The 16,511-nt window shown below is 61.8% G+C and carries 13 protein-coding genes; 8 read left to right on the top strand and 5 right to left on the bottom strand.

Translation table 11 applies throughout. The features are described from left to right. Positions 1-44 precede the first annotated feature (44 nt). Genes rsmA through C1X29_RS17700 form a run of 4 tightly spaced genes read right to left on the bottom strand, consistent with a single transcriptional unit; the run spans position 45 to position 5,941 of the window. Positions 45-863: a 16S rRNA (adenine(1518)-N(6)/adenine(1519)-N(6))-dimethyltransferase RsmA gene (rsmA, locus tag C1X29_RS17715; RefSeq protein WP_085746589.1), complete on the bottom strand. Its 819-nt coding sequence runs from the start codon at positions 861-863 to the stop codon at positions 45-47. Further along, the gene (gene pdxA / locus C1X29_RS17710; RefSeq protein WP_102718000.1) at positions 860-1,849 is read right to left on the bottom strand and encodes a 4-hydroxythreonine-4-phosphate dehydrogenase PdxA; all 990 of its coding nucleotides are present in this window, start codon (positions 1,847-1,849) and stop codon (positions 860-862) included. Before pdxA ends, rsmA begins: the two co-directional genes overlap by 4 nt. Continuing rightward, positions 1,846-3,162 (bottom strand): peptidylprolyl isomerase, encoded by a 1,317-nt coding sequence (locus C1X29_RS17705; protein ID WP_146023262.1) that lies wholly within the window; start codon positions 3,160-3,162, stop codon positions 1,846-1,848. The genes pdxA and C1X29_RS17705 overlap by 4 nt, the downstream gene beginning before the upstream one ends. After that, positions 3,143-5,941, bottom strand: a complete 2,799-nt coding sequence (locus C1X29_RS17700; protein WP_102685685.1) for an LPS-assembly protein LptD — start codon at positions 5,939-5,941, stop codon at positions 3,143-3,145. Before C1X29_RS17700 ends, C1X29_RS17705 begins: the two co-directional genes overlap by 20 nt. A gap of 130 nt (positions 5,942-6,071) precedes the next feature. On the opposite strand from C1X29_RS17700, the gene C1X29_RS17695 reads away from it, so the two are divergent. From C1X29_RS17695 to C1X29_RS17685, 3 genes are read left to right on the top strand one after another with little or no spacing between them, the layout of a single operon-like run. Beyond that, entirely contained in the window at positions 6,072-7,091 is a 1,020-nt protein-coding gene (locus C1X29_RS17695) for an aminoglycoside phosphotransferase family protein (protein WP_102717999.1), read from the top strand. Further along, the gene (gene murU / locus C1X29_RS17690) at positions 7,088-7,759 is read left to right on the top strand and encodes an N-acetylmuramate alpha-1-phosphate uridylyltransferase MurU (protein ID WP_102717998.1); all 672 of its coding nucleotides are present in this window, start codon (positions 7,088-7,090) and stop codon (positions 7,757-7,759) included. Before C1X29_RS17695 ends, murU begins: the two co-directional genes overlap by 4 nt. Position 7,760: 1 nt before the next feature. Continuing rightward, entirely contained in the window at positions 7,761-8,528 is a 768-nt protein-coding gene (locus tag C1X29_RS17685) for a TerB family tellurite resistance protein (protein WP_102717997.1), read from the top strand. A 62-nt stretch (positions 8,529-8,590) separates the two neighbouring features. Here C1X29_RS17685 and C1X29_RS17680 read toward each other — a convergent pair whose 3' ends face one another. After that, positions 8,591-9,580: an alpha/beta hydrolase family protein gene (locus C1X29_RS17680; protein WP_085746583.1), complete on the bottom strand. Its 990-nt coding sequence runs from the start codon at positions 9,578-9,580 to the stop codon at positions 8,591-8,593. A gap of 73 nt (positions 9,581-9,653) precedes the next feature. On the opposite strand from C1X29_RS17680, the gene C1X29_RS17675 reads away from it, so the two are divergent. From C1X29_RS17675 to C1X29_RS17655, 5 genes are all read left to right on the top strand, one after another. After that, positions 9,654-12,053 carry a transporter substrate-binding domain-containing protein gene (locus C1X29_RS17675; protein ID WP_007959927.1) on the top strand — a complete coding sequence of 800 codons (2,400 nt, stop codon included), beginning with the start codon at positions 9,654-9,656 and terminating at the stop codon, positions 12,051-12,053. Beyond that, complete coding sequence (locus tag C1X29_RS17670; protein ID WP_011336200.1) at positions 12,054-12,683, top strand: response regulator transcription factor; 630 nt, start codon at positions 12,054-12,056, stop codon at positions 12,681-12,683. 218 nt (positions 12,684-12,901) lie between these two features. Then, a complete protein-coding gene (locus tag C1X29_RS17665) occupies positions 12,902-14,026 on the top strand; it encodes an ABC transporter ATP-binding protein (RefSeq protein WP_007959931.1) in 1,125 nt (374 codons plus the stop codon). Between the two features lie 48 nt (positions 14,027-14,074). Next, positions 14,075-15,118 carry an ABC transporter substrate-binding protein gene (locus tag C1X29_RS17660; RefSeq protein WP_007959933.1) on the top strand — a complete coding sequence of 348 codons (1,044 nt, stop codon included), beginning with the start codon at positions 14,075-14,077 and terminating at the stop codon, positions 15,116-15,118. Between the two features lie 141 nt (positions 15,119-15,259). Then, positions 15,260-16,507 (top strand): ABC transporter permease, encoded by a 1,248-nt coding sequence (locus C1X29_RS17655; protein WP_007959935.1) that lies wholly within the window; start codon positions 15,260-15,262, stop codon positions 16,505-16,507. Positions 16,508-16,511 lie beyond the last annotated feature (4 nt).

The following is a 16,511-nucleotide window of genomic DNA, read 5'->3' as shown; positions in this document are numbered from 1 at the left end:
AGTAGACCAGAGTTGGCGTCCCGCCCGATAGCGATCATTGCCGGTCAGTCGGCTTCAGGCGCCTTTGCCGGCTGTTCGGCGAGCTTGTCGGCCAAGCGCACGAACGCGGCCAGATCGAGTTGCTCCGGTCGCAGGCTGCCATCGACGCCGGCGGCTTCGATTTCGGCGTTGCTCAGCAACTGCTTGAGGGTGTTGCGCAGGGTCTTGCGACGCTGGTTGAAGGCTTCACGCACCACCCGCTCGAGCAGGCGATGATCCTTGGCCGGATGCGGCAGTACGGCGTGCGGTACCAGGCGGACGATCGCCGAGTCGACTTTCGGCGGCGGATTGAATGCGCCCGGGCCGACGTTGAACAGATGCTCGACCCGGCAATGGTACTGAACCATGATCGACAGACGGCCCCAGTCACCGCCACCCGGACCTGCGGCCAGACGCTCGACCACTTCCTTCTGCAGCATGAAGTGCATGTCGCGGATGATGCCGGCGTTGTTCAGCAGGTGGAAAATCAGCGGTGTGGAGATGTTGTACGGCAGGTTGCCGACCACGCGCAGGCTGTTCGGCGCAGCGTTCAGGCTGTTGAAATCGAACTTCAGCGCATCGCCCTGATGCAGGTTGAAATTGCTCTTGTTGGCAAACTGCTGGTTGAGGATCGGGATCAGATCCTTGTCCAGCTCCACCACGTCCAGCTGTGCGCCGGAGTTGAGGATGCCGGCAGTCAATGCGCCCTGGCCCGGGCCGATTTCCAGCATGCGGTCGCCGGCCTTGGCGCTGATGGAGCGCAGGATGCGGTCGATGACGCCGGCATCGTGCAGGAAGTTCTGGCCAAAGCGTTTGCGCGCCTTGTGTTGGTATTGCTCGGTCATAAACGGGTCTCGGCCATCTGGTAGGCGGTTTCCAGGGCGACTTTCAGGCTGCCGGTGTCGATCTTGCCGCTGCCGGCCAGATCCAGGGCGGTGCCATGGTCGACCGACGTGCGGATGATCGGCAGGCCCAGGGTCACGTTGACTGCAGCGCCGAAGCCTTTGTACTTCAGCACGGGCAGGCCCTGGTCGTGGTACATCGCCAGCACTGCATCGCAGTGCTCCAGATATTTGGGGGTAAACAGAGTGTCGGCAGGCAGCGGGCCACGAAGGTCCATGCCCTCGCCGCGCAGGCGCTCCAATGTGGGTTCGATGATGTCGATTTCTTCATGGCCCAGGTGTCCGCCTTCACCGGCGTGCGGGTTGAGCCCGCAGACCAGGATACGCGGTTGGGCGATGCCGAATTTTTGTTGCAGATCGGTGTGCAGAATCCGCGTGACCCGCTCCAGCCGCTCGGGCGTGATCGCATCGGCGATGTCGCGCAAGGGCAGGTGAGTGGTGACCAGCGCCACGCGCAAACCGCGGGTCGCGAGCATCATTACCACTTGGGCGGTGTGGGTCAGGTCGGCGAGAAATTCGGTGTGGCCGGAAAACGCGATGCCCGATTCGTTGATCACGCCTTTGTGCACCGGGGCGGTGATCATTCCGGCGAAGTCGCCGTTCAGGCAGCCGTTGCCGGCGCGGGTCAGGGTTTCGAGGACGAATGCGGCGTTGGCCTTGTCCAGTTGCCCGGCGACCACGGGGGCGCTGAGCGGGGTGTCCCAGACGTACAGGCTGTTGGCGGGCGCCGGTGCGTCCGGCCAGTGGTCAGGCGCCACTTCCAGCAAGCTGACGGCCAGCCCCAGCTGCGCGGCCCGCTCTTGGAGCAGGTCGCGGCTGGTGATGGCAATCAGGGGGTGTGGCTGGGCTTGCGAAGCGAGCAGCAGGCACAGGTCGGGACCGATGCCGGCCGGTTCGCCGGGTGTCAGCGCGAAACGCTTGGGTTTCACTGCGCTGCCTGGTCTGCACCAGGGAGTTTGATCTCTACGTACGCTTCGTCACGGATCTGACGCAGCCAGGTTTGCAGCTCTTCGTCGTATTTGCGGTTACGCAGTACGGTCATCGCTTGCTGCTCACGGGCCTGTTCGGTGCTATCGGTGGCGCGACGGCCAAGGACTTCCAGAACGTGCCAGCCGTACTGGGTCTGGAACGGCTTGGACAGCTGGCCTTGTGGGGCCTTGGCCATAACGGCGCGGAATTCCGGTACCAGTGCGTTCGGGTCGATCCAGTTCAGGTCGCCGCCGTTGAGGGCAGAACCCGGGTCTTCCGAATACTTCTTGGCCAGTTCGGCGAAATCTTCACCGGCTTCGATGCGGTTGTAGAGCGATTGGGCCAGCTCCTTGGTCTTGGCTTCGTCGCGAACCGGACTTGGCTTGACCAGAATATGGCGCACATGCACTTCGTCACGCATCTGGCTTTCGCCACCACGTTTTTCCAGCAGCTTCAGGATGATGAAACCACCCGGAGTGCGTGCCGGTTGAGTGATGTCGCCGACAGCCATGCGACTCAACTCACGGTCGAACGGCGGTGGCAGTTGAGCGGCTTTACGCCAGCCCATATCGCCGCCTTCCAGCGCGTTGTCACTGGCGGAGTTGGCCACGGCCATCTGGCCGAAGTCAGCACCTTGCTTGAGCTGCTGGTAAACGTCCATCGCCTTGCGTGCGGCACTCTGAATTGCTTCGGAGTTCGCGCTTTCCGGGGTCGGAATCAGGATGTTGGCCAGGTGCAGTTCTTCGGACAGTTGCATCTTGCCCAGGTCGGAGGCGAGGAAGTTCTTCACTTCCTGTTCCGATACCTGGATGCGTTCGGCCACACGGCGCTGGCGTACACGGCTGATGATCATTTCGCGGCGGATCTGCTCGCGAGCGTCTTCATAGGAGAGGCCGTCACGGGACAGGGCAATGCGGAACTGCTCCGGGGTCATGTTGTTGCGCTGGGCAATGGTGCCCACAGCCTGGTTCAGTTCCTCATCGGTGATGCGGATACCGGAACGCTCGCCGATCTGCAGTTGCAGGTTTTCGACGATCAGGCGCTCGAGCACCTGTTGGTCCAGCACGCCCGGAGGTGGTAAACCGCCGCCACGCTTGGCGATGGTTTGCTGAACTTCGTGGACGCGTTGATCCAGCTGGCTCTGCATGACTACGTCGTTGTCGACGATGGCCACCACTTTATCGATGGACTGCACCGCGGCGTTGGCCGCGGTACCCAGGAACAGCGCGCCCAGCATCAGCGGGCGCAGACAATCAGAAAGCTTGGTCTTCACGTTGACGATAACCTTGGATGCCTTTGTCGAGGAAGCTCTCTACCTTGGCGCCGGTGAGGCCGCCGAGTCCCTTCAGAACAATTTGGAGGAAGACGCCGTGGTCGCCTTTTTCGTTTTGCGGAGCTTCCTGACTGAATTCGTCGTAGGAAACCCAGTAACGGTTGATCAGGCGCAGTTTCCAGCAGCAGTTGTCGTACTCGAAACCACCGAAGGCTTCCAGTGTACGGTTGCGGTTGTAGTCGTACTGCCAGCGGCTGATGGCGCTCCATTGTGGAACGATTGGCCAGATGACCGAGAAGTCATGCTGCTGGATCTTGTAGTAGTCCTTCACGTAGCCAGGTTGACCCGGCGTGCCGTAGTCACCGCCGCCCACCGACCACTTGCCGGTGTTCTGGTCGTAACGAACCTGGTCGTTGCGATAGCGGTAGCCGACGTTGACCACCTTGTTCGGGTTGTCTTCAGGCTGGTAATGGAACATCGCGCTGCCGGAACGCGGGCTGTGGCTGTCCGGATCCCAGTTGTAGTCGGCAGTGGTGCGCCAGTCGCGGTTCCAGCGGTATTCGTATTCCAGTGCATAAGGCGAAACACTGGACTTGGCGTCGTCGCGATCGTTGAACGCGATACCCGGAAGTTGAACCTTGCGATCCTTGAAGTACAGCGCCTGGCCGACACTGATGCGTTGACGTTCGAAGCCGTCGTCTTCGATCCAGCGACTGGTCACGCCCAGCGACAGCTTGTTCTCGTCGCCGACACGGTCGGAGCCGGAGAAGCGGTTGTCACGGAACAGCGACGCGTAGTTGAAGGTGTACTCGCTGGTGTCGAATACCGGAATGTCTTCCTGGTCCACCTCGGGTACATAGAGGTAGAACAAGCGCGGTTCCAGGGTCTGGCGATAGTTCTTGCCAAAGAAGGATGTGTTGCGGTCGAAGTACAGGCCACCGTCAATGCTGGCGATAGGTACGCCGCGGTTCTGGTTGCTGTCGAACTTGCCGAACAGTTTCTGGTTCTCCGGCGACAACGCGGCGATATCCGACTTGCCTTTGCTGTCCAGATCCAGTTGATACTGCGTGTACTGGTACTTCAACGATGGTTTCAGGAAACCATAGGTCCAGTTCATTGGCAGGCTGACGCCTGGTTTCAGATTCAGACGGTCGCCATTGGCGCGAGCGAGGCCGAACACGTTGTTGTCGAGGCGAGGCTCGGTTGTGCCGTCTTCGTTCGTGAAATCGCCATTTTTCAGATCGCGATCGAAACGAACGATCTCGGTCTCGTAATCGAAATCCAGTCCTTCCGGATGATACGGCAGCTGGCCATTGAAGGTGATTTGCGGCAGGCGGTCATACGGTGTGATGTTCGATACGGTTGCCAGCTGATACGCCTGGGCATTCAAACGGGCGGTATAGCTGTCGCCACGATAGGTGACCGAGCCCTGCTGGTTCACGTAGTCGGCACTTTTCACGCCGATCTGGTCGGTCTGCAGATCCTGGAAGTAATAAGGATCGCTGATCTTGGTGTAGTCCACCTGGGTGAGCACGCGGGAGTCGAGACCACCCTTGTGCTGCCAGTTGTACATGTAGCGAGTCTTGTCGTAGTCGGTCTGGCCCTTGCGCTCGTCGTCCTCGTCGTTGAGATACGCTGCGCCGAACTGACCTTCGCTCGACTTGGTCAGGTAACGGAATTCGCCTTCCATCAACATGCCGCGCTTGCTCATGTAGCGCGGATACAACGTGGCATCGTAGTTCGGTGCCAGGTTGAAGTAGTACGGGGTCACCAGCATGAAGCCGGTGTCGCTGCCGGTGCCGATGGTCGGCGGCAGGAAACCCGACTGACGACGATCGTCGATCGGGAAGTAGATGTACGGCGTGTACAGGACAGGAATGTCCTTGACCCGCAGCGTCACGTTGGTCGCGGTACCGAAGCCGGTGGCAGGGTTCAGGGTGATGTTGTTGCCCTTGAGCTGCCAGGCGTTGCTGTTCGGTTCGCACGTGGTGTACGTGCCGTCCTTCAGACGGATGATCGCGTTTTCGGCACGCTTGGCGTACAGCGCGTTACCGCGGATGCGCGACTTGTGCATGACGTATTCGGCGTTGTCGACCTTGGCTTCACCGGTGTCCAGCTGCACATCGGCGTGGTCGCCGACGATCAGTGCACCGTTGTCGCGAATGCGCACGTTGCCCGCCAGTTCGCCACGGCTTTCGGCCTGATACAGGTTGGCCTCGTCGGCTTCGACCTGCATGCTGCCCTGACGCATGACCACGTCACCGGCGAGACTCGCGACCTGCGAATCCTGCTGGTAACGCGACGCTTTGGCGCCGATGAAGGTCGGGGCGTCACTTTTATTCGTCTTGTCATTCATGCCAGGACGAATCGGTTCGATATAGGAACCAGAGCAGTAAGGACCGGTCTCGGCCAGCTGGGCGGCGGTGAGCTTCTCGCGCGGAACCCAGTCGAGGTGACTGTAGTCTTCGCTACGGGATTTCAGGCCACGGCCCTTGGACTCGGTAACCAGTACCGGCTTGGGCCCGGACTCCGCAGTGGAGCCGCTCTCGGCCGGGGCTTCGCCAGCGGCACTGACGGCACTGCCGTCATGCACGGGACGCGGCGGCAAGGTAGCGGCCGGCGTCTTCGGCGAGCAGGCCCAGCCTCCCGTTGCCGAGACGGCGCAGTCATACTGCTCGGCGGCAACAACGAATGAACTGGCCAGAGGTTGCATAGCCAGCAGACTGCCGGTTACCAACAACGGAAATTTTTTACGAAACGCGGGGGATTTCAATGCCATCTTATTAGTCCGGGCTTCCTGCGTGCCATCTGCCCGCGGTGTGGGCCGCACGCCTCTCGATGGTCTGAAAAAGATGCTGGATAATAAAGCATGACCCGCTTGACGGCTAGCGCCGTCGGAGACCCTTGCAATGCCTGATCAAGATGTACGCTTGCAACACCTGAAAGTTTGGCTCGATGAACAGTTGGCAACCCTTTTTGCAGATCAGGGCTGGGGAGCCGTACCCCCGGCCACGTTGACCGCGGCCAGCAGCGACGCGAGTTTCCGTCGGTATTTCCGTTGGGAAGGCGCGGGTCGCAGCTTCGTCGTGATGGACGCGCCGCCACCTCAGGAAAACTGCAAACCGTTCGTGGATATCGCCTTTTTGCTCGCGAAATCCGGCATCAACGTGCCGAAAATTTATGCAGAAGACCTCGAACGCGGGTTTCTTTTGCTCAATGACCTGGGCAACAAGACCTATCTGGACGTGATCGACAGCGAAAATGCCGACGCGTTATTCAGCGATGCCCTGCAAGCACTGCTGGCTTTTCAGCAGCTGCCGATGGTGGCGCCGCTGCCGAGCTATGACGTCGCGTTGTTGCGCCGCGAGCTGGAACTGTTTCCCGAGTGGTACGTGAAACGCGAGTTGGGCGTCGAGTTCGATGCAACCCAACAGCAGCAGTGGCAAAAGGTCAGCGATCTGCTGATCGACAGCGCCCTGGCCCAACCGAAGGTCTTGGTGCACCGCGACTACATGCCACGCAACCTGATGCTCAGCGAGCCAAATCCCGGCGTGCTGGATTTCCAGGACGCCGTGTACGGCCCGGTGACCTACGACGTGACTTGCCTGTTCAAGGACGCCTTCCTCAGCTGGCCTGAAGAGCGTGTGCGCGGCTGGCTGGAAAGCTACTGGCAGCAGGCGTCGGCGCTTAACATCCCGGTGCAGCCGGACTTCGAAGAGTTCCTGCGCGCCAGCGACCTGATGGGCGTGCAGCGCCATCTGAAAGTCATCGGCATCTTCGCCCGCATCTGCCATCGCGATGGCAAGCCGCGTTACCTCGGCGATGTGCCGCGTTTCTTCTCCTATATAGAAGCGGTCATCGCGCGCCGTCCCGAGCTGGCGGATCTGCAGGCACTGCTGGTCAGCCTGCGTGGTGGGGTGACGGCATGAAGGCAATGATTCTGGCGGCGGGCAAAGGCGAGCGCATGCGCCCGCTGACCCTGACCACCCCCAAACCGCTGGTGCGAGCCGGCGGTGTGCCGCTGATTGAATACCACCTGCGTGCCCTGGTCGCGGCCGGCTTCAATGAGATCGTGATCAATCACGCCTGGCTCGGACAGCAGATCGAAGATCATCTGGGCAATGGTTCGCAATTCGGCGTGTCGATCCAGTATTCGCCGGAGGGCGAGCCACTGGAAACCGGCGGCGGAATTTTCCGCGCCTTGCCGCTGTTGGGCGACGACGCGTTTCTGGTAGTCAACGGTGACATCTGGACCGATTACGACTTCAGCGTGCTGCATCAGCCGATCAGCGGCCTGGCACATCTGGTGCTGGCGGACAATCCGGCCCATCACCCGACCGGCGACTTCACCCTGACCGACGGCCAGGTGCGTGATGGCCAGACCGACGCGGCGACCCTGACCTACAGCGGTATCGCCGTGCTGCACCCGCAGTTGTTCGATGGCTGCAGCGACGGTGCCTTCAAACTGGCGCCGCTGCTGCGTAAAGCCATGGCGAACGGGCAGGTGACCGGCGAGCGGTTGAAAGGTCACTGGGTCGATGTCGGCACGCACGAGCGTCTGGCCGAAGCTGAAGCCTTGATAGAAGCGAGTCGCTGATATGTTGTGGCCAGGGACTCTGATTGGAGCCGGAGCGGGTTTTGCTATTGCCAGCATTCCGGGGGCCATGCTTGGTGCTTTGTTGGGGCAGGCGCTGGATCGGCGTCTGCATTTGCAGAGCTGGGGGCATTTGCGGGAAAAACTCGGCGGTCGGCCGATGCTGCGCAACGACGAGCTGTTGTTCGTGTTGCTCGGGCGTCTGGCCAAGAGCGACGGGCGGGTCACGGACGGTCACATCCAGCAGGCGCGTCATGAGATGCGCGCGCTGGAAATGAGCGAGCCGGCGCAGCGCCGGGCGATTGCCGCGTTCAATCGCGGCAAGTCCGGCAACGACAATCTGCGCGGTTATCTGCGCCGGCTGAGTGCTCAACCCCATGCGGCCGAAGGCGTATTGCGCGCCTGCTGGCGAATGGTCTTTGCCGATGGTCGGGCCGGCGTCAGCGAGCGGGAATTGCTGGCGCAGTGGGGCAAGTGGCTGGGCTGGACGACCCACCAGATCCAGGCGCTGGCGGCGGACTACGAGCCACACAAGCGTCCGATCGTCAGCGCGGCGGTGAGTTATCAGGAGGCGATGCGCCTGCTCGGCGTATCGGCCACCAGTGAACCGGCGCAGATCAAGCGTGCCTATCGGCGTCTGCTCAGCCGACATCACCCGGACAAGGTGGCCGGTACGGGCGCCACGCCGGCGCAGGTGCGCGAGGCCACCGAGAGGACCCGCGAATTGCACAATGCCTACACGTTGATTCGCGAACGGCGGGATTTTCGCTAGGCATAAAAAAATCGCAGCGTTGGGCTGCGATTTTTTTGTCTGCGTTTTTACAGTCCGGATTTTTAGTCCGGGCTCTGCGGATTCAACCAGCCCCGCACCCGGCGGAACAATTGCTCCTGCTCGGCCTTGTTGTCCGGCAGGGCCTTGAGTGCGACCTGACTGAAAGAGGACGTCTTCAGCCGCTTGCTCGCCTGCATGCGCTCCAGTGCCGAGTTGCGGTCCGGCGCCTTATCCATGTAGAAAATGTCGGCTGTCGGCAGTTTCAGGGTCGGTGTCAGTTCCACCAGTTCCGGTTTGGCCTTGGCCGGGGTCTGCGCGGCCACCAGCAGCAGCTTCTCGACCTGCGAGCTCTGTCGCTCGCTCACGTAACGCGCCGCCCAGTAGGCGCCGGTACCATGACCGAGCACGACGATGCTGCGCGCGCTTTGTTGTTCGGCGTAGGCCAGTGCCGCGTCGATGCGGGCGAAGATTCGCTCGGCGTCGGCCTTGGACTGTTCTTCGGTGGATTCAGCCACGACTTTGTCGGCCACATCGGCTTCGCCGCCGGCGGCTTGTTCGATCGGCTCGGCGGTGGTCGAATCCTTGCTGCCCGGGTCGGCGGTTTTCGGTGCGGCGGGGGCTTCAGCCACGCGCGGTGCGATGGCATCGCTTTGCAGATCGGGCAGGGTGATACTCAGGCTGCTCCACTCGACGTCCGGCAACTTGCGGCGCAACGGGCCGATCGCCTGGGGCCAGTCAGCGGTTTCGCCGGCACCGGGAACGAGGATCACCGCGCCTTTGGGTTCGGCGGTGTTGGCCGGTTTCCACAGGGCGAGGAAGGTGTCGCTGCCCGCTTGCAGTTGCTGTTGTTCCTGGGCCGGAACCTTGCGTTCGAGTGCCGCGGCTTCTTCCTGACTACGCTCAAGCAGTGGCTGGCGTTCGACCGGTTTTTCTTCGGCGGCTTTTTCTGCGGCGGGGGCGGGTGCCGGATCCGCAGCTTCGACGGAAAACGCACAAGGCAGGATCAGCGACAGGCACAATGCTGGCATTGCCAGGCGATAGACAGGGGGCATCGGTTATTCCAGGCCAGAAGTTATCCCGGCAGCCTAATGGGTTGGTCAGAATTTGTCAGTGTATGAGACTTCAATGATGCGTTTTTGCTGCCTGTGGGTTATCGGCTGTCTGGCGTTTCCCTTGATGGGTTGGGCGGCGCCTGCGCCACCGAGCCACCTCGCGCGGTTATCGGCGAGCGAACAACAGTGGCTCGCACAGCACAATGAATTGCGCGTGGGCCTGGTGTTGCAGGCGCCGTACGCGCAATACGACCGGCGCTTGCAGCGGCTGTCAGGGGCCAACGTCGAAGTCATGAAAGCATTGGCCAGGGCGCTGAATGTCGAGCTGAGCTGGCGCAATTTTCAGGATCTGGCCCAACTCGAGGCTGCTGCCCGGGATGGCGAAATCGACATCGCTCCGGGCCTGACCCAGACCCCGGGCGGGCTGCGTCTGTGGCAGTTCTCCGACCCGTACATGCGCGTGCCGCAACTGGTGGTCAGCGACCAGAAAAGCAGCGCGACCGTGGAGCTGGAAAAACTCGACAGCCAGACCCGCGTCGCCGTGCGCATGCCCGGCGTCACCGCCGATTACCTGCGCGGCAACTATCCGCACCTGAATCTGCAAGGCGTACCGATGGAGCGTCAGGCGCTGCAACTGTTGCTGAGTCAGCAGGCGTCCTACGCGGTGGTCGATGAGGCGCAGCTCGGTCGACTGTCGGCGGAGCCGGAGTTTGCCGGGCTGGTGGTGGTCGGTGATATCGGTCTGCCGCAACTGCTGCGCATCGGCACCCGCCGCGACTGGCCGGAACTGGCCGGAATCGTTGAAAGCGCCCTGCGCGCAATCCCGGCCAAGGATCTGGAACGCCTGCATGCGCAATGGCTGCAACCCAAGTATCCACGGCTTTCCGAGTCGCCGGGCTTCTGGCAGAACCTGAGTCTGTTGTTCGCAGTGTTGCTGCTCAGCTGCGTGGCCATCGTGTTCTGGCAACGCCGCCAGCAACGCAGTCTTGAACAACGTTTGTTCGACGCGCGTGAAGACATCGCCCTGCGTGCCGCCAGCGAAGAAGCCCTGCGCCTGACCCAGTTTTCCATCGATCAGAGCACCGTCGGCATTCTCTGGGTCAACTGGGACAGCCATGTGCGCTACGCCAACCGTGCGGCAGAAAACATGCTCGGTTATCCACAGGGCGCCATCATTGATCGGCCGTTGATCGACTTCGAACCGGGCCTGCACATGGACCGCTGGCTCAACCTGTGGAAACGCGCCCGGGCCAGCGAAGAAGGGCCGCTTAGTTTTGAAACCAACTGTGTGCGGGCCGATGGCAGTGTGCTGCCGGCGGACGTGTCGCTGAGTTTCCTGCGTTTTCGTGATGGCGAATACCTGGTGGTTTATCTCACCGATGTCACCGAGCGCCGTCGTGCCCTGGCTGCGTTGCAGGAAAGCGAGGCGCGGCTGCAAGGCATCGCGGCCAATGTGCCGGGGCTGGTGTTCCGTCTCGAGCGCGCACCGGTCACCGGGCAGATCGACTTTGCCTACATCAGCGAGGGCAGCGAAAGTCTGGTCGGCTACGCGCCGGCCGCCATCGCCCATCGCGACATGGGCCTGCGCAGCCTGGTGCATCCGGATGACCGGGCCGCTTATCACCAGACCCAGGATCAAGCGCTGGACACCGACAGCGACTGGTCGTGGCAGGGCCGGATCCTCACGCGCCAGGGCGAGCAACGCTGGGCCGAAATCAAGGCGATCACCCGTCAGCTGGAAGGCGGTTCATATGTCTGGGACGGCATTGTCTGGGACATCACCGAAAGCAAACGCATCGAACTGGAGCTGGCGGCCTCCCGCGAGCAACTGCGCGAATTGTCGGCGCACCTGGAAAGCGTGCGGGAAGAGGAAAAGGCGCGCATCGCCCGCGAGGTTCACGATGAGCTGGGGCAGATGCTGACGGTGCTGAAACTGGAGACATCGATGTGCGAACTGGCCTACGCGCAACTCGACCCCGGTCTGAACGAACGGCTCAACAGCATGAAACGCCTGATCGCCCAGTTGTTCCAGCTGGTGCGCGATGTGGCGACGGCGTTGCGCCCGCCGATTCTCGATGCCGGGATCGCCTCGGCGATCGAGTGGCAGGCGCGGCGGTTCGAGGCGCGCACGCAAATTCCGTGTCTGGTGCAGGTGCCGGACAACCTTGCGCCGCTCAGCGACGCCAAGGCCATCGGCCTGTTCCGCATTCTTCAGGAGGCGCTGACCAACGTCATGCGCCATGCCCAGGCGCATACTGTTGAACTGACGCTGGCGCAGGAAGGCGACGAATTGTGTCTGACGGTCAGCGATGATGGCGTAGGATTTGTCGCCGCTGCCGGCAGGCCGACATCCTTTGGACTGGTGGGCATGCGCGAGCGGGTGTTGATCATGGGCGGGCAGCTGTCACTCGACAGCGAGCCGGGCGAGGGCACCACGCTGAGCGTGCGGGTGCCACTGGATGAGGAGAAGTAAGTGATCCGTGTACTGGTAGCCGAAGACCACACCATCGTTCGCGAAGGCATCAAGCAATTGATCGGCCTGGCCAAGGATCTGCAAGTGGTGGGGGAGGCGAGCAATGGCGAGCAGTTGCTCGAAACCTTGCGCAACGTGCCCTGCGAAGTGGTGCTGCTGGATATCTCGATGCCCGGCGTCAACGGGCTCGAAGCGATTCCAAGGATCCGCGCGCTGAACCATCCGCCGGCGATTCTGGTGCTGTCGATGCACGACGAAGCGCAGATGGCCGCCCGGGCGCTGAAGATCGGCGCCGCCGGGTATGCGACCAAGGACAGTGATCCGGCGCTGCTGCTGACGGCGATCCGCAAGGTCGCGGCCGGCGGGCGCTACATCGATCCGGAGCTGGCCGACCGCATGGTCTTCGAAGTCGGCCTGACCGATGCGCGGCCACTGCACTCGCTGCTGTCGGAGCGCGAGTTCTCGGTGTTCGAACGCCTGGCCCAGGGCGCCAACGTCAACGATATCGCCCAGCAACTGGCCCTGAGCAGCAAGACCATCAGCACCCACAAGGCGCGGCTGATGCAGAAGCTCAACATCACTTCGCTCGCCGAGCTGGTGAAGTACGCGATGGAACACAAGCTGCTCTGAGCGACATATCCAATAGCGACAAGCGCTTTTGCCGGTTCTGACGGCTTGAGCCCCGACCCATGCGTCGGGTTTGCCAAAACGCGCCATCCTTGTAGGGCAATCCCTACCCCCGGCCTTCCATCCGGCTGAGGCGATTCTCTCCTGCGCCCCGATTTGCGTGACTGCAAGCAGCCACTAGGCTTAATCCCACAGCAGTCATCAATAACAAAGGTGTGGGTATGAGCCAGGTCGAATCAAACGCAGGGGCCAGCGATGTGCTGGTCAGCTTTCGTGGAGTGCAGAAGAGCTACGACGGCGAGAACCTGATCGTCAAAGACCTCAACCTGGACATTCGCAAGGGCGAATTCCTCACCTTGCTCGGGCCGTCCGGCTCGGGCAAAACCACCAGCCTGATGATGCTCGCCGGTTTCGAAACGCCGACCGCCGGTGAAATCCTCCTGGCCGGGCGGGCGATCAACAACGTGCCGCCGCACAAGCGCGACATCGGCATGGTGTTCCAGAACTACGCGTTGTTCCCGCACATGACTGTCGCTGAAAACCTCGCGTTCCCGCTGACCGTGCGCGGCCTGAACAAGAGCGATGTCAGCGACAAGGTCAAGAAAGTCCTGAGCATGGTCCAGCTCGACGCGTTCGCATCGCGTTACCCGGCGCAACTGTCCGGCGGTCAGCAACAGCGTGTGGCACTGGCTCGCGCGCTGGTGTTCGAACCACAACTGGTGCTGATGGACGAACCCCTCGGCGCTCTCGACAAACAATTGCGCGAACACATGCAGATGGAAATCAAACACCTGCACCAGCGCCTTGGCGTAACCGTGGTCTACGTGACCCACGACCAAGGCGAAGCCCTGACCATGTCCGACCGCGTTGCCGTATTCCACCAGGGCGAGATCCAGCAGATCGCCCCGCCACGCACCCTCTACGAAGAACCGAAAAACACCTTCGTCGCCAACTTCATCGGCGAAAACAACCGCCTCAACGGTCGCCTGCTCAGCCAGAACGGCGAGCGTTGTGTGGTCGAGCTGGGGCGTGGGGAAAAGGTCGAGGCGCTGGCGGTCAACATCGGCCAGACCGGCGAGCCGGTCACTCTGTCGATCCGTCCGGAGCGCGTCAGCCTCAACGGTTCGAGTGACCAATGCGTCAACCGCTTCTCCGGGCGGGTTGCCGAATTCATCTATCTGGGCGACCACGTCCGGGTGCGCCTGGAAGTCTGCGGCAAGACCGACTTCTTCGTGAAACAACCGATTGCCGAGCTCGATCCTGCGCTCGCAGTCGGCGACGTGGTTCCGCTTGGCTGGCAGGTCGAGCACGTTCGCGCGCTCGATCCTCTTCTAGAGGCGCACTGAAACGCCCCGCAATACCAACACCAACCCTGCACGTGGAGAGAACAATAAATGTTGAGATCCCTGAAGTTCACAGCCCTGACCCTGGGCCTGATGGGTGCGGCAAGCGCAATGGCCGCTGGGCCGGATCTGACCGTGGTGTCGTTTGGCGGGGCGAACAAGGCGGCGCAAGTCAAAGCCTTCTACGCACCGTGGGAAGCGGCGGGCAACGGCAAGATCGTCGCCGGCGAGTACAACGGTGAGATGGCCAAGGTCAAAGCCATGGTCGACACCAAGAGCGTGTCCTGGGATCTGGTAGAGGTTGAATCGCCGGAGCTGTCCCGTGGCTGCGACGAAGACATGTTCGAGCAACTGGATCCTGCGCTGTTCGGCAAGTCCGAAGACTACGTCAAAGGCGCGATCCAGCCGTGCGGCGTGGGCTTCTTCGTGTGGTCGACCGTGCTGGCCTACAACGCCGACAAGCTGAAAACCGCACCGACCAGCTGGGCGGATTTCTGGGACACCAAGAAATTCCCGGGCAAGCGCGGCCTGCGCAAAGGCGCCAAGTACACCCTCGAATTCGCACTGATGGCCGACGGCGTTGCGCCGAAAGACGTCTACAAGGAACTGGCCAGCAAGGGCGGTCAGGATCGTGCGTTCAAGAAACTCGACGAGCTGAAACCGAACATTCAATGGTGGGAAGCCGGCGCCCAGCCGCCGCAATACCTCGCTTCCGGTGACGTGGTCATGAGCTCGGCCTACAACGGTCGTATTGCTGCGGTGCAGAAAGAATCCAACCTGAAAGTGGTGTGGAACGGCGGCATCTACGACTTCGACGCATGGGCCATTCCGAAAGGCCTGGACGCCAAGCGTGCGGAAGCGGCGAAGAAGTTCATCGCGTTCTCGGTGCAGCCGCAACAGCAGAAGACCTACTCGGAAAACATCGCCTACGGCCCGGCCAACTCCCAGGCAGTGCCATTGCTGGACAAGGCAATCCTGAAAGACATGCCGACCACCCCGGAAAACATCGCCAACCAGGTGCAGATCGACGTCAGCTTCTGGGCTGACAACGGCGAGCAACTGGAGCAGCGCTTCAATTCCTGGGCTGCGAAGTAACCAGAGGGCTCGCCCTCCTGTGGGAGCGAGCCTGCCCGCGATTGCGGTGTGTCAGTCGGCATCAATGTTGAATCCGAAGGCGCTATCGCGAGCAGGCTCGCTCCCACATTCTCGATTGATCAAAGATTTGCGGAGTACGTCATGGCCATCGCCGTTCCCCTGAACGAGGGCAACAGCCCCACCTTGAAGCAGCGGCTCAAGCACGCCGAGCGGGTCAACCGCTGGAAGGCCCAGGCGCTGATCGCGCCGCTGGTGCTGTTTCTGTTGCTGGTGTTCCTGGTGCCGATCGTGGCGCTGCTCTATAAAAGCGTCGGCAACCCGGAAGTGGTTGGCGGCATGCCGCGCACCGTGACCGCGATTGCTGCGTGGGACGGCCGAGGCCTGCCCGCAGAACCGGTCTACAAAGCCGCCAGCGAAGACCTCGCCGAAGCGCGCAAAAACCAGACCCTGGGCGATCTGTCCAAACGCCTGAACATGGAGTTGGCCGGCTATCGCAGCCTGCTGACCAAAACCGCCCGCTCGCTGCCATTCGCCAGCGAACCGGCCTCTTATAAAGAAGCGCTGGAAGGCCTCGACGAGCGTTGGGGCGATCCGGCCTACTGGCAAGCGGTGAAGCGCAACACCAGCAGCATCACCCCGTTCTATCTGTTGGCGGCGGTGGATCATCGTATCGACGACCTCGGCGAAATTGCCCCGGCCACCCCGGATCAGGCGATCTACCTCGACATCTTCGCCCGGACCTTCTGGATGGGCCTGATCATCACCGTGATCTGCCTGGTGCTGGCCTATCCGCTGGCGTACCTGCTGGCCAACCTGCCGTCGCGTCAGAGCAACCTGCTGATGATTCTGGTGCTGCTGCCGTTCTGGACGTCGATTCTGGTGCGGGTCGCCGCGTGGATCGTGTTGCTGCAATCCGGTGGTTTGATCAACAGCGCGCTGATGGCGATGGGCATCATCGATAAACCGCTGGAGCTGGTGTTCAACCGCACCGGGGTCTACATCTCGATGGTGCACATCCTGCTGCCGTTCATGATCCTGCCGATCTACAGCGTGATGAAAGGCATCTCGCCGACCTACATGCGCGCTGCGATTTCCCTCGGCTGCCATCCGTTCGCCAGTTTCTGGCGGGTGTACTTCCCGCAGACCTACGCCGGTGTCGGCGCCGGTTGCCTGTTGGTGTTCATCCTCGCCATCGGCTACTACATCACCCCGGCGCTGCTGGGCAGCCCGAACGATCAGATGGTCAGCTACTTCGTCGCGTTCTACACCAACACCAGCATCAACTGGGGCATGGCCACTGCACTCGGCGGCTTGTTGCTGCTGGCGACCGTGGTGCTTTATCTGATCTACAGCTGGCTGGTGGGCGCCAGTCGCCTGCGCCTGAGCTAAGGGG

This window comes from Pseudomonas sp. GW456-12-10-14-LB2 (genome assembly GCF_002884345.1).
GTDB classification, from domain to species: Bacteria; Pseudomonadota; Gammaproteobacteria; order Pseudomonadales; family Pseudomonadaceae; genus Aquipseudomonas; species Aquipseudomonas paraglycinae.
This window is presented reverse-complemented; position numbering and strand designations above follow the sequence as displayed.